21 protein-coding genes and 1 pseudogene are annotated in these 18665 nt (G+C 39.3%); 12 read left to right on the top strand and 10 right to left on the bottom strand.

Features of this window, described 5'->3' with window-relative positions; all coding sequences use genetic code 11:
• The 10 genes from WA1_RS10560 (at position 1) to WA1_RS10515 (ending at position 7416) form a co-directional block, all read left to right on the top strand.
• Positions 1 to 1440: a response regulator gene (locus WA1_RS10560; protein ID WP_017743976.1), complete on the top strand. Its 1440-nt coding sequence runs from the start codon at positions 1 to 3 to the stop codon at positions 1438 to 1440.
• Positions 1441 to 1500: 60 nt separating this feature from the next.
• The gene (locus WA1_RS10555; RefSeq protein WP_017743975.1) at positions 1501 to 2145 is read left to right on the top strand and encodes a response regulator transcription factor; all 645 of its coding nucleotides are present in this window, start codon (positions 1501 to 1503) and stop codon (positions 2143 to 2145) included.
• Between the two features lie 239 nt (positions 2146 to 2384).
• Complete coding sequence (locus tag WA1_RS10550) at positions 2385 to 2990, top strand: superoxide dismutase (protein WP_017743974.1); 606 nt, start codon at positions 2385 to 2387, stop codon at positions 2988 to 2990.
• A 277-nt stretch (positions 2991 to 3267) separates the two neighbouring features.
• Positions 3268 to 3474 (top strand): hypothetical protein, encoded by a 207-nt coding sequence (locus tag WA1_RS10545; protein WP_017743973.1) that lies wholly within the window; start codon positions 3268 to 3270, stop codon positions 3472 to 3474.
• Between the two features lie 124 nt (positions 3475 to 3598).
• Entirely contained in the window at positions 3599 to 4627 is a 1029-nt protein-coding gene (gene purM, locus WA1_RS10540) for a phosphoribosylformylglycinamidine cyclo-ligase (RefSeq protein WP_017743972.1), read from the top strand.
• A gap of 324 nt (positions 4628 to 4951) precedes the next feature.
• Positions 4952 to 5638: a PHP domain-containing protein gene (locus tag WA1_RS10535; RefSeq protein WP_017743971.1), complete on the top strand. Its 687-nt coding sequence runs from the start codon at positions 4952 to 4954 to the stop codon at positions 5636 to 5638.
• A 241-nt stretch (positions 5639 to 5879) separates the two neighbouring features.
• Positions 5880 to 6173 carry a hypothetical protein gene (locus WA1_RS10530; protein ID WP_017743970.1) on the top strand — a complete coding sequence of 98 codons (294 nt, stop codon included), beginning with the start codon at positions 5880 to 5882 and terminating at the stop codon, positions 6171 to 6173.
• 9 nt (positions 6174 to 6182) lie between these two features.
• The gene (locus WA1_RS10525; RefSeq protein ID WP_017743969.1) at positions 6183 to 6593 is read left to right on the top strand and encodes a PIN domain-containing protein; all 411 of its coding nucleotides are present in this window, start codon (positions 6183 to 6185) and stop codon (positions 6591 to 6593) included.
• Positions 6594 to 6696: 103 nt separating this feature from the next.
• Complete coding sequence (locus tag WA1_RS10520; protein ID WP_017743968.1) at positions 6697 to 6990, top strand: hypothetical protein; 294 nt, start codon at positions 6697 to 6699, stop codon at positions 6988 to 6990.
• Between the two features lie 9 nt (positions 6991 to 6999).
• Positions 7000 to 7416: a type II toxin-antitoxin system VapC family toxin gene (locus WA1_RS10515; RefSeq protein WP_017743967.1), complete on the top strand. Its 417-nt coding sequence runs from the start codon at positions 7000 to 7002 to the stop codon at positions 7414 to 7416.
• 138 nt (positions 7417 to 7554) lie between these two features.
• Here the strand turns inward: WA1_RS10515 and WA1_RS10510 are convergent, their stop codons facing one another.
• The 6 genes from WA1_RS10510 to WA1_RS56820 all read right to left on the bottom strand — a co-directional run bounded on the left by WA1_RS10510 (position 7555) and on the right by WA1_RS56820 (position 11582).
• On the bottom strand, positions 7555 to 7893 hold the full coding sequence (locus WA1_RS10510; protein ID WP_017743966.1) for a HepT-like ribonuclease domain-containing protein: 339 nt from the start codon (positions 7891 to 7893) through the stop codon (positions 7555 to 7557).
• Entirely contained in the window at positions 7890 to 8180 is a 291-nt protein-coding gene (locus WA1_RS10505) for a nucleotidyltransferase family protein (RefSeq protein ID WP_017743965.1), read from the bottom strand. Before WA1_RS10505 ends, WA1_RS10510 begins: the two co-directional genes overlap by 4 nt.
• 164 nt (positions 8181 to 8344) lie before the next feature.
• Positions 8345 to 8677, bottom strand: a complete 333-nt coding sequence (gene trxA, locus WA1_RS10500) for a thioredoxin (protein ID WP_017743964.1) — start codon at positions 8675 to 8677, stop codon at positions 8345 to 8347.
• A gap of 155 nt (positions 8678 to 8832) precedes the next feature.
• On the bottom strand, positions 8833 to 9132 hold the full coding sequence (locus WA1_RS10495) for an RNA recognition motif domain-containing protein (protein ID WP_017743963.1): 300 nt from the start codon (positions 9130 to 9132) through the stop codon (positions 8833 to 8835).
• Positions 9133 to 9448: 316 nt separating this feature from the next.
• Positions 9449 to 10345 carry a nitrogenase iron protein gene (nifH, locus tag WA1_RS10490; RefSeq protein ID WP_017743962.1) on the bottom strand — a complete coding sequence of 299 codons (897 nt, stop codon included), beginning with the start codon at positions 10343 to 10345 and terminating at the stop codon, positions 9449 to 9451.
• A gap of 1099 nt (positions 10346 to 11444) precedes the next feature.
• The gene (locus tag WA1_RS56820) at positions 11445 to 11582 is read right to left on the bottom strand and encodes a hypothetical protein (RefSeq protein ID WP_158516625.1); all 138 of its coding nucleotides are present in this window, start codon (positions 11580 to 11582) and stop codon (positions 11445 to 11447) included.
• A 220-nt stretch (positions 11583 to 11802) separates the two neighbouring features.
• Here WA1_RS56820 and WA1_RS54845 point away from each other — a divergent pair.
• Positions 11803 to 12057, top strand: a pseudogene (locus tag WA1_RS54845) (IS1634 family transposase); the annotation flags it as partial.
• A gap of 400 nt (positions 12058 to 12457) precedes the next feature.
• On the opposite strand, the gene WA1_RS10480 reads toward WA1_RS54845, so the two are convergent.
• The 3 genes from WA1_RS10480 to WA1_RS10470 are packed head-to-tail and all read right to left on the bottom strand — an operon-like array spanning position 12458 to position 15616.
• Positions 12458 to 14392, bottom strand: coding sequence for a pentapeptide repeat-containing protein (locus WA1_RS10480; protein WP_017743959.1), 1935 nt, complete (start codon positions 14390 to 14392; stop codon positions 12458 to 12460).
• Positions 14370 to 15395: an effector-associated domain EAD1-containing protein gene (locus tag WA1_RS58620; RefSeq protein WP_017743958.1), complete on the bottom strand. Its 1026-nt coding sequence runs from the start codon at positions 15393 to 15395 to the stop codon at positions 14370 to 14372. Before WA1_RS58620 ends, WA1_RS10480 begins: the two co-directional genes overlap by 23 nt.
• A complete protein-coding gene (locus WA1_RS10470) occupies positions 15395 to 15616 on the bottom strand; it encodes a ribbon-helix-helix protein, CopG family (RefSeq protein ID WP_017743957.1) in 222 nt (73 codons plus the stop codon). Before WA1_RS10470 ends, WA1_RS58620 begins: the two co-directional genes overlap by 1 nt.
• A gap of 250 nt (positions 15617 to 15866) precedes the next feature.
• On the opposite strand from WA1_RS10470, the gene WA1_RS10465 reads away from it, so the two are divergent.
• On the top strand, positions 15867 to 16595 hold the full coding sequence (locus tag WA1_RS10465) for a coiled-coil domain-containing protein (RefSeq protein ID WP_148662667.1): 729 nt from the start codon (positions 15867 to 15869) through the stop codon (positions 16593 to 16595).
• 161 nt (positions 16596 to 16756) lie between these two features.
• Here WA1_RS10465 and ftsH3 read toward each other — a convergent pair whose 3' ends face one another.
• The gene (gene ftsH3, locus WA1_RS10460; protein ID WP_017743955.1) at positions 16757 to 18601 is read right to left on the bottom strand and encodes an ATP-dependent zinc metalloprotease FtsH3; all 1845 of its coding nucleotides are present in this window, start codon (positions 18599 to 18601) and stop codon (positions 16757 to 16759) included.
• Positions 18602 to 18665: the final 64 nt, after the last annotated feature.

Below are 18665 nucleotides of genomic sequence, written 5' to 3'. Positions count from 1 at the left end.
ATGAACGTGGTTAAAAATTTCTTAGATAAAGGAACTATTTTGATTGTTGACGATACCCCCGACAACCTAAATCTTTTAAGCAGTATTTTATCAAAAGCAGGATATAAAGTACACCCAGCCCCAAGTAGTAAATTGGCTTTAAGGTTTATTCAATCGAATTTACCCGATCTCATTTTGTTAGATATTATGATGCCGGGAATGGATGGGTATGAAGTATGTAATCGGTTAAAAGCTTCTCCTAGAACTCAAGATATTCCCATTATTTTTATCAGTGCTTTGCATGAAATACTTGACAAGGTAAAAGCTTTTTCTTTAGGTGGAGTAGACTATATTATCAAACCTTTTGAAGAGCGAGAAGTTTTAGCTCGAGTTGAAAATCAATTGCGTCTTAGAAGGCTTTCCAAAGAACTTTTAGAGCAAAATTTAAGACTAACAGCAGAACTTGAAGAACGCAAGCGTGTGGAAGAAGATCTGCGGCATCAAAAAGAACTTTTACAAACTATTTTTGACTACATTCCTGTGATGTTGACTCTTTACGATAATGAAGGTCGGTTTCATTTAGTGAATCGAGAGTTCCAACGTCTCTTAGGTAAATCTCAAGAAGAAATTCAAAAAATTGACATACTAGAAGAATTCTTTCCCGATCCTAAGATTCGTGCATTAGCTTTAGAGCATATGATAGCAGCCACTGGAAGGTGGCAGGATTTTAAAATTAAAATTCGCGTGGGACATTATATCGAGACTTCTTGGGCAAATATTCGATTGAATAATGATACGATTATCGGTATAGGGCAAGACATTACCGAGCGCAAACAAGCCGAAGAAGCATCTGTTCTTGAAGAACGGAACCGCATGGCACGAGAGATTCACGATACCCTAGCACAAGCTTTTACAGGTATTATCGTTCATTTGGGCGCAGCTTCACGAGTGATGGAGAGTGTTTCAGAGGAAGCAAGAGAACATATTAAGACAGTACACGACCTTGCACGTGGAGGTTTGACAGAAGCACGTCGTTCAGTAGAGGCACTGCGTCCGCATCTGTTGGAGAATGGAGACCTATGTAGCGCTCTCAATCACCTAACGATGCAAATGCAATCTTATTCTAACACTTGTATTATTTGGGAAGTGACAGGTGAAGTTTACCCCCTACGCTCAGATATAGAAAATAATCTCCTGCGAATTGGACAGGAAGCCTTGACAAATGCTGTTAAGTATGGTGAAGCCAGTGAAATTCGAGTTGAAATGATATACGAAAAAACACGGTGTCTGTTAAGAATTCAAGATAATGGGCGGGGATTTGATGCTGACAGCCCATCTGTCACTAATGGTTATGGTCTTTTAGGAATGAGAGAACGAGCCATAAATATTGGAGCAGAACTGACGATACGAAGTCATCCGGGAGAGGGTACAGAAGTTGTGGTAATAGTTAGTGACCAGTGACCAGTGACCAGTGACCAGTGACCAGTGACCAGTGACCAGTGACAAATGACAACAAAGTAAATGACAAAGAGCTTAGTTCAGTCAAATCTTATTCGGGTCTTGATTGCTGATGACCATCCTGTGGTACGTCAGGGCTTGGCGGCGATGATTGAGCGAGAGCCAGATATGGTAGTCGTAGCACAGGCGGGTGATGGGCATTCTGCTATAGAAATGTTCTGCGAATACCAACCTGATGTCACCCTGATGGATTTACGGATGCCTAAGATGGGGGGTGTTGATGCGATTGATGCAATTTGTAATAAGTTTAATGATGCCAGAATTATTGTACTGACAACCTTTGATGGTGATGAAGATATTTATCGCGGATTGCGAGCAGGCGCAAGGGGCTATTTGCTCAAAGACGCTGAACCTGATGAACTTTTAAGGGCTATTCGCACCGTTGCTAGCAACCAAAAGTACCTTCAGCCTACAGTGGGAGCTAAACTGGCGGAACGGATGAGTAACCCGGAACTGAGCGATCGTGAGACGCAAGTCCTTCGTCTAATGGCAGTTGGTAAGAGCAACCAAGATATTAGTGCTGCTCTGCGTATTTCTGAAAGTACTGTCAAGTTCCACATTAATAATATTTTGAGCAAATTGAGTGTTAATGACCGAACCCAAGCAGTGCTTGTAGCCCTCAAACGCGGAATTGTCAATCTTTCCTGACAGCAAGTCTTTTTTATAATGAATCGGCTTCAGATTCCCCGTTAGAGCGCAATCCTGCTCATGAAATCACCAGTGTCGCGATCGCTTCCCTGATACAAGTGGCATTTTTAGGTAGAATCGAATTGTTAAGTTTGGTATCGCAGTTTTAAGCTCCTGAAACTGCTCAACACAAACGTGTAATTTCCATAGCTACCCCAGTGGCTTTAAACTGAAATACGGTAAAGAGAGGATCGGACACAATGGCATTTGAACTTCCCCCGTTACCATACGACTACAAATCTCTAGAGCCATTTATCTCGGCTCAGACTCTAGAGTTCCATCATGACAAGCACCATGCAGGTTACGTCACTAATCTTAACAATCTTGTCAAAGGTACAGACCTTGAAAACAAGACCCTAGAGGAAGTGATACTGGCTTCTGCTAAGGATTCATCTAAAGCTGGTATTTTCAACAATGCCGCTCAAGTATGGAACCATACCTTCTACTGGAATGGCTTGAAGAAAAACAGTGGCAGTCCTACTGGGGAGTTAGCTGAAAAGATCAATGCTTCTTTTGGTAGCTTAGATGAATTCAAAAACCAGTTCAAACAAGCTGGTGCAACTCAGTTTGGCAGTGGATATGCTTGGTTGGTACTGGATAAAGGTGAACTGAAGGTTATCAAAACACCTAATGCAGCTAACCCTATGACTGATGGTCAAACTCCTTTGTTAACAGCTGATGTTTGGGAACACGCTTATTATCTGGACTACCAAAACCGCCGTCCAGATTATTTGCAAACTTTCCTAGACAACCTAATTAACTGGGATTTTGTTGCCGAACAGTATGCTCACGCAGCTAAGTACTAAATCAGCTACCTGTCTCCCATGAATTAATTTCTCAACAGCAGCCATGCCACTTGGCATGGTTGTTTTTCCGTTACGTAGGTATAAAAATAGGGAGTAGGGAATAGGGAGTGGGAGAGTGGGAGTAGGGAGTGGAGGCAGAGAAATTTTCATGTCTGCTGGTGTACGAAAGTACAATATGGCTACTTTCTCAATTCACGCATCCAAAATCCACGCTTCCAAAATCCAAAATGGTATAGAGTTGTGAAAATCTTTGCTAAGTTTGGTTTAAAGTAGGTGTATGAATAGCACACAATTGGCAAAATACTTAGAGCAGACTAACAGCATAACCAAGCCTTGGCTGTTAGTGCAGTTACGATTGAAGAAACTTCAAGAGCGTAAAGACTCAATGACAGAAGTTGATTATGTTCAAGAATTAGAAGATATCCGCCAGGATTTGATGAATTTGGGGGAATGGTGGCTTGGTATTGAAGATGAGGTCTTTTAAAGGTTAGTTGTTAGTAGTTGGTAGTTAGTAGCTAATAACAACTAACAACTAACAACTAACAACTAACAACTAACAACTAACAACTAACAACTAACAATTATTAACTTTAACAGTGTTGTGAGGAATGGACTACAAAGAGGCAGGGGTTGATGTTGAGGCTGGTCGAGAATTTGTCAATCAAATTCGGAATTTAGTTCAGAGTACTTTTCGACCAGAAGTGATTGGTGGATTGGGCGGTTTTAGTGGCTGTTTTCAACTACCATACGGTTATAAGGAACCAGTTCTGGTTTCAGGGACTGATGGTGTGGGAACAAAGCTCAAAATCGCTCAATCTCTCAATCGTCACAACACCATAGGCATTGATTTGGTGGCAATGTGCGTCAATGATGTGTTGACATCTGGTGCAGAACCTCTGTTTTTTTTAGATTACCTGGCAACGGGTCATTTGGAAAAAGAACAATTAACTGAGGTGGTTGCAGGTATAGCCTCTGGATGCAAGCAGGCGGGATGCTCCTTACTTGGAGGAGAAACTGCAGAAATGCCCGGATTTTATCAAGTGGGTGAGTACGATCTGGCTGGTTTCTGTGTGGGAATTGTAGAGAAAAGCCAGATGATTGATGGTTCTCAAGTACAAGTGGGCGATGTGGCGATCGCTCTTGCAAGTGCTGGTGTACATAGCAATGGCTTTAGCTTGGTTAGGAAAATTGTCAGCGACAAAGGATTTTCTTGGAGCGATCGCCCAGAAATATTAGGAGGACAAACTCTAGGAGAAATTTTCCTCTCACCCACCTACATTTATGTCAAATCTGTACTAGCTGCGCGTAAAGCAGGGTTAGAAATCCACGGGATGGCACATATTACAGGCGGAGGATTGCCTGAAAATTTGCCTCGTTGCTTGGGTAAGGGTCAAGCGATTAAAATCGATCCCAGTGGTTGGTCTGTCCCACCTATATTTCAATGGCTAGCTGAAAAGGGATCTGTGAATTCACAAGCCATGTATAACACTTTCAACATGGGGATCGGGTTTGTACTGCTTGTTACCCCCAATGAAGTAGAGCAAGCAATGGCACATTTTGCTTTACAAAATATTACAGCCAATGTCATTGGGGAGGTTGTTACCGGCTCTGGTGAATTATTGGGATTACCAATTTAAATAGTATAATTTATACATATTTTGGAAAAGTTACTTTCTTTTTTATCGCATTTTTTCTTGTATTTATAAATGATTTCTATAGTTGTAGCTAGTGAATTTAACGGATACTGGTTGCAACATTTCTTACTTTTTCTTATAAGACCAATCGAATATACGCATGACCGTCAGCTTTTGAATTTGCTAACGTAGTCTTAACATATTGAAAAAAATTGCCAAATGCCCAGAAGCTGATTACCAACATACGTATGTAGTGCTGGTGCATTCTGGGCTATTAGTGTCATGTTTTCTAGTGTAAAAAATCGCCTATTTAAAAAAGAGGTACGTATGAGTGTAAAGGTTGTCGAGGTGTCCACCTCAAGCGAACAATTGAAGTATATATTTCAAAGCATCAATACATTGAGTTGTCCAATGAGTTACAACTTTCACATGCACACCATCCACTCTGATGGTAAATTACAACCAAGTGCATTGATGGAGCAAGCTATTGCCATTGGATTAAAAGGGCTTGCCATTACTGACCACCATAGTATAGCTGGTTATCAAGCAGCGCAAACTTGGTTAGAACAATGGAGATGGAATAATCCAGGAGCAAATACACCTTATCTATGGACTGGTATAGAAATTAACGCCAATCTTCTAAATACAGATGTCCATATTCTGGGGTATGCTTTCGATCCAGAACAAGCCAATATAAAACCTTATCTTCAAAGAAAAGTCACGACAGGGGAAACCTATCAAGCAGCTAATGTGATATCTGCTATTCATGAAGCAGGCGGATTGGCAGTATTGGCTCACCCGGCTCGTTATCGGCGATCGCACTTTGATTTGATTCCCGCCGCCGCTGCAGTTGGTATTGATGGCGTCGAATCTTTTTACGCCTACAACAATCCCAACCCTTGGAAACCTAGCGTTAGAGAGTCAGAACAGGTGCAACAGTTAGCCAGTAAATACAGTCTATTTAACAGTTGTGGGACTGATACTCATGGCTTAAGTTTGCTGCATCGCTTGTAATGATGTTAGTCACTCTTACCAAAAAACTCCTGGTTATCTAAGCCAGGGAGTTTATATTACACATTGCCGTTCCAAATATTTTCCTTTTTATTACTTACTTGTTTTGGTAGCACCTTAATTTTATTAAAAGTATCAGCCACTTGTTGTGGTTCGGCGATCGCTTCATCAATCTCACAAACATAAGTTATGCTTAGGATAATGGGTTTTATTTGAAGTCATTAAATTATACAAGGAGTAAATTATGCACGAACTTTATAGTGAAAGAAATGTTGCAATTGTACGTATATCAAAGATTATTGAGAAATTGATAGAAGATAATAGCCTGTACAGAGAAAGGTTAGATAAAGAGGGAATGATTCAACATTTAGCAAAATTTGTAGATAAATTTTCTCCGGAATATGTAAAAAGCATTCCAGATGATGAATTAACAAATAGAATTAACAAAATTTTAGTCATAGAGGCAGTTTCTGGAACATTAAATGACTTAACTCCAGAGCAAATTAAGATGTATGATGAATCAGTAGAAGGGAGATAATAAGTCATAATGAGTTATCTTCTTGATACAAATATATTAACGGCTATCTTAAAAAAAAATGAACAGATAACTAATAAACTAGAAGAGGTTGATTTTATAGGACAAGAAGTTTTTATAAGTCGCATAGCATACTACGAGTCTAAAAGAGGTCTTATTTACGCAAATGCTACTAGGCAGTTATCTGAACTTAATGAAGTTTGCACCAATTACAAAATTTTATTTTTAGACAATTTAGAAATTTTTGAGAGAGCATGTGAAATTCATTTGGATTTAAAGCGTAGAGGTAACCGTCTGGAAGATGCAGATATTTTGATAGCTGCAACAGCGATCGCACATGGCTTAATTCTTGTTTCTCATGATTCTGATATGCAGAGAGTTCCAGGAATTTCTTTAGAAGATTGGCTACAAACAGAATCTTAAGTTTGAGCAGATTGACGCTCGCACCCCTAAATCTTACAAAAGTAAGTTATACTTAGGATGATGGATTTTATTTGAAGTCATTAAATTATACAATGGGTAAATTATGCACGAACTTTATAGTGAAAGAAATGTTGCCATTGTACGTATAACAAAGATTATTGAGAAATTGATAGAAGATAATAGCCTGTACAGGGAAAGGTTAGATAAAGAGGGAATGATTCAACATTTAGCAAAATTTGTAGATAAATTTTCTCCGGAATATGTAAAAAGTATTCCTCATGATGAATTAGTAAGTATAATTGATAGTATTTTAGTAATAGAAGCAGTTTCTGGAACATTAAATGATTTAACTCCGGAGCAAATAAAAATGTATGATGAGGCAGTAGAAGGGAGATAGTGAGTCATAATGGGTTATCTCCTGGATACAAATATATTAACGGCTATTTTGAAAAAAAATCAAAAAATAATTAATAAACTAGAAGAAGTAAGGTTTTTAAGACAAGAAGTTTTTATAAGTTGCGTAGCATACTACGAATCTAAAAGAGGTCTTATTTACGCAAATGCTACTAGGCAGTTATCTGAACTTAATGAAGTTTGCACCAATTACAAAATTTTATTTTTAGACAATTTAGAAATTTTTGAGAGAGCATGTGAAATTCATTTGGATTTAAAGCGTAGAGGTAACCGTCTGGAAGATGCAGATATTTTGATAGCTGCAACAGCGATTACACATGGCTTAATTCTTGTTTCTCATGATTCTGATATGCAGAGAGTTCCAGGAATTTCTTTAGAAGATTGGCTACAAACAGAATCATCAGTTTGAGCAGATTGACGATCGCAAGAGTGCGATCGCTAGCGATCGTACTCCCTGCAACTAAGTTGGGCCAATACCTATCGCAGTCGGTATGGTCAATTTAGAATTAAACAGATTAATTGTAGAAATGTAAATGAAACAGTATCATTACTTCCCCAATTCTTGCAAAATCGCCTCAATAGTTGCCTTCAGTTGGGGCAAATTCTGCTCAATCACGCCCCAAACTCGATTTAAATTTACCTTTAAATAATCATGAATCAGTACATCTCTAAAACCAGCTACTTGCTGCCAAGGTACATCTGGGTAAGCTGCTCTGATTTCGGGAGATAACCGCTTCGTTGCTTCCCCAATAATTTCAAAATTTCTAATTACCGCATCTTGAATTATTGTGGTTTGCAAAAATACCTCTTTGCCATCACAAGTATAAGACTCTATGCGCTCGATACATTCAAAGATGTTGCTCAAGTACAGCCGATCGTCTCTCATAACGCCACAGCTTCCCGCAACACTTTATCTCTAATCAACTCATGTAGAGTTTCTGGTTCAGTTACGTCCACTTTACGTCCTAGCAATTCTTCTAAGGACTGCATTAAAGCAATTTGGTCTAACAAGGTTCGTTGTGGTTCAAGTTCCACCAGAAAATCTACATCACTGTCTGGTCTTGCTTCTCCTCTCGCTACAGAACCAAACACCCGGACATTATACGCTCCGTAGGAAGCCGCAATTCTCAAAATTTCTTCCCGATCAGCTTTAAGTATTTCATCAATGCCCATAGCCTAACCCAAAATGATTTCAACAAATCTCTACCTCTAGTACTCTGTCAAAGTTAAATTGAGGCAGTGTACCAAATTGGTAATGTGGCACACGTTCTATGATACGTTTACAGACCTTAGCAGACTTTTGGCACCAAATACCAAATAGCAATCCCTAAAACCAGCTAAAAAAGCTTCTCAACAGCGCTGTTAAACTCCTCGTAAGGAGAAACCCCTATAATGGTTTCTGCTAACTCACCATCTTTGAAAATTAAAACTGCTGGAATACTGCGAAGCCCAAATTTTTTGAAAATTGGCTTGTTGTTATCAACGTCTACTTTGACGACCTTGGCGCGACCTTTGTATTCCTCAGCGAGTTGATCCATTAGCGGACTGACTAGACGACAAGGACCGCACCAAGTAGCAGTAAAGTCAACAACAACAACTTTTTCTTCACTTAAAAGAGTATCAAATTCACTTTCTTCAACATAAACAACTAGGTCAGTGTTACTAGACATTTTTATTTCCTCAGTATTGTATTAAACTCAAACTTCAGTAAAAATGAATTTTGGATATATCAAAAAGGCCCAAGCATTCTTGCCTGAGCCACTGCAAAACAGAATTAATTTAGTAAATTAATTGGTTAAGCTCAAAGAGCTAAATTTGCAAAGCTTTAGTAGCGGTTGCGGAAGCCGGTGTTTCCCCGATTACCACCAAAGGAGCCTCTTTCTTCCCTGGGTTTAGCCTTATTCACTTTCAAATCACGTCCCATCCACTCTGCACCATTAAGCGCATCAATAGCAGCTGTTTCTTCAGCATCCGTACCCATTTCTACAAAAGCAAAGCCGCGTAAACGACCAGTTTCACGGTCTGTAGGTAGCTGAACCCGCTTGACAGAACCATATTCTGCAAACACGCCACTCAGACTCTCTTCTGTAACTTCATAAGAAAGATTGCCTACATAAACTGACATACATTGTCTCCGAAATCATAAATGTGTGGAGATTTAAGTTTCGGAGAAAAGTTTGTCAATACCAAAAACAAAAAGCCTGTTAATAAAAACAAACGCTGTTAACCGAATTAACTCTCGCTTCTCATTATCACATAGCAGATAACTTTACAGAGAGGCAATGAAAAAAACGTTATATAAAGTTATATAAACAATTCATGTCTAAGTATAGACAAATCTCTACAAATAAATTAATCATTTAACAAATCTAAAACTAAGGATTTAGGGTGAATGTCTAAGGGTGGGCTGCTACCCACCCTAGAACATTACTTACTTAGTACTACTTTTTACTTGAGGCTTCAGCTGCTGACTTGCCAACCAACATTGCAGCATTTTCGTCGCTTTCGAGAATACCGAATTCAATCAACAACGCTTCTAATTCTTCCATCTCAATAGGTGTAGGAATGGTGAGATTGTCGTTGTTGATGATCTTCGTAGCCAATGCCCGGTATTCTTTACTTTGATTGCTGTCAGGTGCATACTCGTTCACGGTCATGCGGCGCAACTCAGCGTGCTGCACTATGTTGTCACGAGGTACATAGTGAATCATTTGGGTATTCAAGCGTTTTGCCAGGGTTTCAATGAGTTCGATTTCCCGGTCAACGTTACGGCTGTTACAAATTAGACCACCTAAGCGCACGCCACCAGAGTGAGCATATTTCAGAACACCACGAGCAATGTTGTTAGCAGCATACATCGCCATCATTTCGCCGGAGGTAACGATATAGATTTCTTGGGCTTTGCCTTCACGAATTGGCATAGCGAAACCACCGCACACAACGTCACCCAATACGTCGTAACTTACAAAATCAACGTCTTGGTATGCACCGTTTTCTTCTAAGAAGTTGATGGCGGTGATGATACCGCGCCCAGCGCAACCTACACCAGGTTCTGGACCGCCGGACTCCACACAACGCACATTCCGAAAGCCAGTAAGCATCACTTCATCAAGTTCTATGTCTTCCACAGCGCCTCGTTCAGCAGCTAATTGGAGAACGCTTGTTTGAGCTTTACTGTGTAGCATTAAACGGGTAGAGTCAGCCTTAGGATCGCAACCGACAATCAAAATGCGCTGACCCATTTCTGCCATAGCTGCTAGAGTATTTTGGGAGGTGGTAGACTTACCAATACCGCCTTTACCGTAAAAAGCTATCTGTCTAATTTTTTCGTCAGTCATGGTTAATATTTTCCTACAATTACTTTGTCTATGGAGCTGAAGGTTGATGTAAGAGGTAACGCGTTGCGTCTCCGGAGGAGATACCGAAGGGCTTGCTGTGAAGTCTCGCTTAACGGATATTGCAAGTGCTATCAAACGCGCAGTGTGACGATCTCCCTACAGGAAGTGATGCTTGTTTCATAAAATCCTGTAGAGTACGGCTGCTTGAAGTTGATGTAGAGGGAGTCTACGTCTCTTGATGACGAAGCCTTTAAGACCTAACTCAAACATGACCGATGATTGTGGCAAAATCCCATAAGTTGCTCAAACCTTAAGAGTGGTTATAGTACGAATTTAAGTTTACGCAGAGTTTTTCTCTAAACCATACAACCAACCAAAATTGCAATCCACTAAGTTGTGACGAAAACCGCTATTCTAATTCATTCTGGTTTTACCTCTTCGTTACAAAAAGCTGTAACTCATGAAGTGGATTTACCAGAACAAAAGAACTTTATTGAGCTTGCCTCAATGTTTTTGGCAGTTTTTTGTGCGTTTACTTTTTTGATTCCTATAGCAAGACTAACATACATTTATCTAATTTATTAGTCTCATGAAAATTATTTATTGAATTTGCATAATATTGCATTTAATACTTAAATAATCGTAAATAATGTACCTAATTTAGGTAATTAATTCAAACTTTTTAGCACAGTTTGGGGTTAATAAAATACGGTTAATTTAAGTTTTTTGTAAAAAAAATAATGTGCAAGATCTTGTTTCTGCAAGGTTTTAGATGGATTTGTTGATAAAATTTTTGTTTTTCTTGGAATCGTATCAATCATTAATATGAAGTAATTTTGGATAGAAATAGTTTTCCAAAATTATCTACAATAATGTTAAAAAAAACCTATATCCTTTTTGACTTTTGCAGTCAAATATACGATTTTGAACACAAGCATAAACTTAAAACAGATTCATATCTAATTTTTTCTAAGCGATGCATTCAGGTGCTGATATAGCTGTGGGTTCGCGCATAAGATGAAATTCTGAGAACGAATTTATAAGGGTTTCAGGCGACGAGATTCGCGCATAAAGTGAAATTGACCGTGGAGTAAGGGTTTTAGGCTCCCTTGTCAATTCGCACATAAGATGAAATTTTCCGACGTTGATGAAACGATATAATAGGGGTTTGTGAGCTTCTTTGAGGATAGCGATCGCAACTGTTCGATTGATGAATGCCCGTCTGTAGAGGTTTCATGAGAACAATTCAGTTTATGCGCGATTTCGTTGCATTTTATGCGCGACTAGGGTCTCATTAAACCACAAATTTCACTTTATGCGCGAATTCCGTAGACTGGAACCCCTATAATTCCGTTCCCAAAATTTCACTTTATCTGCGAACCCACAGAAAAATATAAATAAAACTCATGAGATATTTGTTCGCGTAAAACATCCGCGAACATCTTGATTTTGTCCAAAGTCCAAGTCTATTAGTTTATAACCTTGGTCAAAGGGAACTGAGAAATAGCTTAAAAAGAGCTAAAGTTGGAATCAAAAATCAGCTAGGAAAGTTAACTATTTCTCCTACCTTAAGATGGGTATTTCAATGTTTCCAAGGTATTCATCTTTTAATATTGAATGGAGTTAATCAAATTGTTAATTTAACCTCAGAACGATATTTTATCTTGAATTATCTGCCATCATCTTGTCAAAAGTATTATCTGCTTTCTTAATTGAAACGACATGCGCCCTTAGTTAATAAGAATATCAAAATACGAAGGAACAGTAACTGTTCCAAGCATTTATAATGCTTAAATAAGCACTTTTATGAGTCATTTTTTTATTTTTGATGACTTCTATCCCTTAATAAGATTAAATCAGTATTCTTTTCTTAATTATCCTGATTTTTCGCTTTTATCTTGACTGTAGTCTCCTTATGCTTCAAGTTGAAGTGCGGAATGTGGGTTATCAGCGTTTAGAACAGCTATGTCTTACCGTTTCTTTGAGTGGTTGAATCATAATCGTGACGTATTTGCCGCTTACAAAGCTAGTTTAGGCTACATTTGGGCTTAATTTTTGTTTAAGTCCCATTAGGAGCAAGTTCATAGAATTCCTTTTCTAGCCGTAGGTTGCTTAAACATTAAACTCTGCTTGAACTATGCAAGGTTTCAGTCGTGGTTTTAAATAATTAAGAAGAATTAACCTTTCAGCAAATGCTTTTTTCTTTTTATTTCTAAATAACCCCAAAAGCGAGTTCTTTTGCTCATTCTCATTCTCAATTTCAGTAATGCAAAAATCTGTGATGGATGTAGCTTCAAAGGTTGCTTTTATAGAGCATATTGTACTATCTTCTGCATCGACAGGTTGCTGCGATGTTGTTTGCTGCATACTTTTAACTACAGTTCCCAACTTAATTCGATTAATTAAACATTTTAGTGTATCAGTTTGTGTTGTATTAGCTTGAAAAATCCAACATATATCATTCTCTGTTCCTCGTGCCAAATCAACCTGACAATTTACGAACTGAGATGTATCTATGGATTCAATAGGGATAATGCCGTTTTTTAAATACAGTTTTAGTTGTCCCCGCTTCAACCCAAACCAAATTGTAACACCATTCACCTCGATCCGTTGCTCGCTAAAATTTGCAATGATATATAAATTAACTTTTTGCGAGTCTACGGGTTCTACGTGAATTTTCATAAGTAAAAACTCTATATTACTATCATTCTCCTCAGAATTTAAATCACCTATATTTTGACAGACTAATGAGGAATTCTCAGTCTTGTTAGAGTTGGGTCTTTGTAAAAGAATAGTCTTACCTAAGTAGGATGTTTGTTGATTTTGATTTCTTAAAGGAATTGGAGAAGATGAAATCCTAGAGTTAGTGATTAATGTAGGAGCCACGTTGGCTGGAAAATCTGCTATTTTCATGAGCGAACAACCAAGTTTGTAAGCAAAGTCAACAGTTTTACCAGACCATAATGCATCGTAAAAGCCAATAGAAAATTTAATAGCATCCGTATCCCTGATTTCTGCGCTCATACCAATCACGTACTTAATATGTTTTGCGATCGCATGAGCCTGTGTCTCCGAGTAGCAGGTATTAAGAACAACACATTCTACTTGATCGGCAAACAGTTGAAACAAGTCTGCTAATGCTTCCGCACTGACTAACCTAGTTTGACCTAACTCATCTTCAAAGACTAAGCCTTTCTCTTGCGTCCCATGTCCCGAAAAGTGAATGATATACGGTTCGTACTGCAACAGCACTCTATGTATGTCTATGTATCGTACTGCTTCCGCCGTAACTATTGAATACTGGTCGCGCATTGTTGAGCGTTTCAATCCCTCTTTAATTTCGCGCATCTCCTCACTCAGACGAAGCTGACTGCTATCTGTAGGATTTGCTGACAAAAGCAAAATTCTCCGGGGTTGATTGAGATTAGCATTGTTTAAGTTGTAAGTAGAGCTTTCAGATTTTTCTAAAACTTTAACTGGACTGACTGTAACGTCTTCAACTGTAACGTCTTCAATAATTGCTCCTCGTTGCTTTAAATCGAGCATCTCTTTTTGAGAGAGTCCAAAAGTGGTTGTATTTAAAACAGCATCGACCAAGTTAGCAGTGATTAGATTTTTTGCCCGTAAAAGACTAGCACCTTTGAGGTTAACATTGCTTAGGTTCGCATTGCTTAGGTTAGTGTTATCTAAATTGGCATGAAAAAGATTTGCACCACTTAAGTTAGCACTGCTTAAGTCAGCATAACTCAAATTGGCATTACTTAAATTAGCATTACTTAAATCAGCATCATGTAAGTTAGCATTACTTAAGACAGCACTATTCAAGTCGCTTTCACTTAAATTAGCATGACTCAAATTGGCATCTCTGAAATTAGCGTTACTCAGATTATCTTCACTTAAATCCTCACTACTTAAGTCCGCACCAATATAATCCTGAGCTAAATTCAGTCCAGCCACCTTTGCTAACTCCGATAGCTTTCCTGTCGATTCACCTTCAATTGTTTGGAAAAGTTGGGTAAGTTCTTCAGGAGTTAGAGGTTGAGTCATATTCCAATACCACCTTGCTCACATAATCTTTTAGTTTAGGTTCTACAACTTTTTTAAAAAAAGCACGAAGTTTAGTTTCTTTTACCTTTTTGCTAGTTTTAGCATTCCACACACCCTCTTGTGCAGTTACTCCTAAATTATTGCTATTTACATTAATTTGAAAAGTAGCTTCTACTACACAAGGAATATTTTGTAGTGAGATAATTCCCAGTTCTTGATTGGTGAGACAACCAAATAAAGTGGAGCTTTTCTTATCGTCAACTTTAAACTGCCATATAGGATATTCCTCGGTTCCTGTAGGCGATAACAATCCAAAAACTTGTTCAATTTTAGGAAATTTACGTAAATCTGTAGGCATACATCCATTGGTCAATTGAAAACATAATTCTCCAAACTTGATTCCAAACCTAATATATCCTTCCCTTTCTACAAAACCTAATTGTTCTTTATATTGAAACTTTTCTTCTTCTTCTCCAAAAGAAATATCTAAAATCAGATTAAATTGCTGAACTTCTTTTTGAAAATTCAAATTTAGGAGCCGTATCTTTACGAATACTAATCTAGGATACTTATGCTCGCTGCTACTTTGAATTCCCTCTATGTCAGTGCAACCACCGTCAAAATTGGCATTACTTAGACTATCATAGTTTGATATGTGATGTCTCCTAGGAATATTAGGCAAGGAAAATAGTTCTTGAGCAATAGCTCGCAACTGTGAATTCCCAGGGTTTTTTTGACGTGCAGCCCGAACGAGGTCAATAAGCCATCCCTCAGATTGTGCTCTTTGTATCAATTGGTAAACAACGGTTTGTAAGTTACTATCTTGAGTAATTAGGTTTAGTTTTTTATCTAGCTCGTAATCTAACAATTGTTCCAGCAATGACCTTTCAGGAAAAGCTCCAATCAAGGCATCTTGTAATTTTTTGCGTTGCTGGGAAGTCAGCATTATCTTTTTTTCAAAATCAATGATATTTTTTACATATATTTCAGCAAGTAACCACACTAGCTAGTCACTTGCCTTCCTTGAGTTTCCAAAGCAGCTACTCGTTCCTCAAGCTCAAGAACTCTGCGTATCAACGGCACATCGTCAGCACAACCCAGGTAATGTGCCAAAGCATCAATTATGACCTTGGTTTTTGTTGTACCAGCTTGCTTTGCATAAGCATTAAGCCGTTCATCCAGTTCTGGTGGGATTCGGACACTAAATTGAGGTGAGGAAGCCATGTGGTGTATAGCACTTCATTCAGTGAATGACAATTATTATTGTGTACTCAAGAACAGAAAATTTGCAATGCAGAAGAAAAGCTGTTGAGCGTACTGTAGTCTTGTGAGAAACTCGCATTGACTGTATGGAATGACCTGACTTTCCACACAGGGTTTTTAGTTGATGACCAAAAATCTATACTCATGCTGTACATTAATCTGTACAATAATCTTATCTAGATTTGTACAGATGGTATTCTAGAATATGGCTATGGACAACAAATTCTTAGCCACTTTTCGCATTAATCAAGAAGAGTGGAAGGATTTTATGGCACAGGCAAAAGCAGAGGGGTCGAGTGCCTCGGCCGTGCTGGTTGATTTCATTCGCTGGTATCGGTCTGGAAACAGAATTGCTGCTGACACCAAAAGAAGCACTCATCTAGACAATCTAGATTCTATTATAGATCCTCGGATTGAAGCCAGAATCCAAGCACAACAACAGTTACCAGACAATCTAGATAAATTTCTAGATGAACGGGATAGAAATCTAGAATTGCGTTTGGTTCAGATTTTAGAGGAGAAACTAGAAGAGTTACAGGGCAATCTCCGCAATCTAGAATCTGCTCTAGACAGCCGTATAGAACAGTTAGAACAGTTGCAGAAACCAGCACAACAACAGCCAAAGGAGGAGGCGATGCAGGAGAACGAGCAGCTTTTGGCACAAATAGCAGCACTCAAGGTAGAGAATCAGGAGTTGCTTATGAGGTTGAATAATTTGGAAGTGCAGGAAAGAACTGCAACGCCACTACCGGATTTACAGGCAATACGCGATCGCATCCTCAAATCCCTAACTCAAGGTAAAAACAAAGTTGCCACAACTTCCCCCCAGTACAAAACTGCGGTAAAAGTGCTGGACAAATTCATTGCTGAACTAGTTGCCTCAACCGTTGAATCTACACAATCGTCTACAAATTTATCCTGCTGCCTCACAAGTGGATAATGTGTGGGTTCATGCGCGAACCCACACATTGTTATGGATTTTTATTCTTGACTATTAGTAAAAACAAAAAATCAGGATAATTCTGAAATTACCCTGATTCTCATGAATTAAGAATTAAAAACTAAGATTTGTGTAAATCTTAAATCCTAAATCTAGACTTACTATGCAAAAGTTGCAGTTCTAACATCGTTGCTAGCAAGCAATTCTTGTAACTCTTCGGCATCTACAGTTTCTTTCTCAACTAGCATTTCTGCAAGTTTATCAAGGATGTGGCGGTTATTTTCCAACACTTCCTTAGAGCGTCGGTAAGCGGCTTCTACTAGCTGGCGCACTTCTTCATCAATTGCAGCTGCGGTTTCTTCAGAGAAGTCCCGTTCTGACATGATGTCCCGACCAAGGAACATATTGCCTTGTTGGCGTCCGAGGGCAACTGGTCCAAGACGATCGCTCATCCCAAAGCGTGTTACCATTTGACGAGCGACACGTGCAACTTGTTGCAAGTCATTAGAAGCACCAGTGGTCACTTCTTCTTCACCAAAGATTAATTCTTCAGAGATGCGACCACCTAAGGCAACTGCCATCTGATTTTCCAGATAAGCACGGCTGTACAAACCAGTGTCCATCCGGTCTTCACTAGGGGTGAACCAAGTTAAACCACCTGCACGTCCGCGAGGAATGATACTAATCTTCTGCACTGGGTCATAATCTGGCATCAAAGCACCAACTAGAGCGTGACCTGCTTCGTGATATGCAACCAATGTTTTGCGCTTTTCGCTCATGACACGGTCTTTCTTCTCTGGACCGGCTAATACGCGATCGATTGCATCGTTAATTTCATCCATCGAAATTTCACTTAAATTTCGACGTGCTGCTAGAATTGCAGCTTCATTTAGCAGGTTGGAAAGATCTGCACCAGTAAATCCTGGGGTACGACGGGCAATTCTGTCCAAGTCCACATCTTTTGACAAGGTTTTGCCACGGGCGTGAACTTTGAGAATTTCAACTCGTCCGGCGTAGTCTGGGCGATCCACGACAACTTGACGGTCAAAACGACCGGGACGCAGTAATGCAGCATCCAATACGTCGGGACGGTTAGTAGCAGCAATGATAATAATGCCAGTGTTGCCTTCAAATCCGTCCATTTCGGTCAGTAACTGGTTCAGGGTTTGTTCCCGCTCATCGTTACCACCACCTAAACCTGCACCTCGCTGACGACCTACGGCGTCAATTTCATCAATGAAGACGATACAAGGAGCATTGGCTTTTGCTTGCTCAAATAAGTCACGAACTCGGGACGCACCTACGCCCACGAACATTTCGACGAACTCAGAACCAGAGATGGAGAAGAAGGGGACACCAGCCTCGCCTGCTACAGCACGTGCTAGCAAGGTTTTACCAGTTCCAGGAGGACCAACTAGCAATACGCCTTTGGGAATTTTGGCTCCAACAGCAGTGAAGCGATCGGCATTTTTCAAAAAGTCTACAACTTCGTTTAGTTCTAGCTTTGCTTGGTCAATACCAGCGACATCGTTAAATGTCACTTGGGTTTGTGGTTCCATTTGCACTCTGGCTCTGGACTTACCAAAGTTCATGGCTTGGCTACCAGGTCCATTCTGAGCACGACGCAACAAGAAAAATAAGCCAACCAAAAGCAATACGGGGAAAAATAAGCTACTTAGTGCCTTAAACCAAAATCCTTCGTCGGTTTGAGGCAAAACAGTGATATCTACCTGGTATTGAGTCAGAGTGTTGATGAGGTCAGGATCGTTAACCAAGGTCACCAGTTTCTTGTTTGTGTCATTTTTGGGCATGACAAGAGCTGTAGACCGATCTGCGCTCAAACTAACTTTTTCTACATTGCCATTTTGAACTTCTTGAATAAACTGGCTGTAACGCCATGTTTCTCTGCTTTGTGGTTGTTTGTCAAAAAATGCTGTCCCAAGGGCTATGACAACAATAAATAGCAGTGCGTACAGCCCCGCATTTCTCCATCGTTTATTATTCACCGAGGCTAATCCTCCTAATTGTCTTGTGCGTTCGCGAGTGCGTCTCTCTAAAGAGATGGCATTT

It is taken from the genome of Scytonema hofmannii PCC 7110, from assembly GCF_000346485.2.
Taxonomy (GTDB): Bacteria; Cyanobacteriota; Cyanobacteriia; order Cyanobacteriales; family Nostocaceae; genus Scytonema; species Scytonema hofmannii.
Note: the sequence above shows the minus strand (reverse complement) of the source record. Positions and strands in the feature narration are given on the sequence as shown.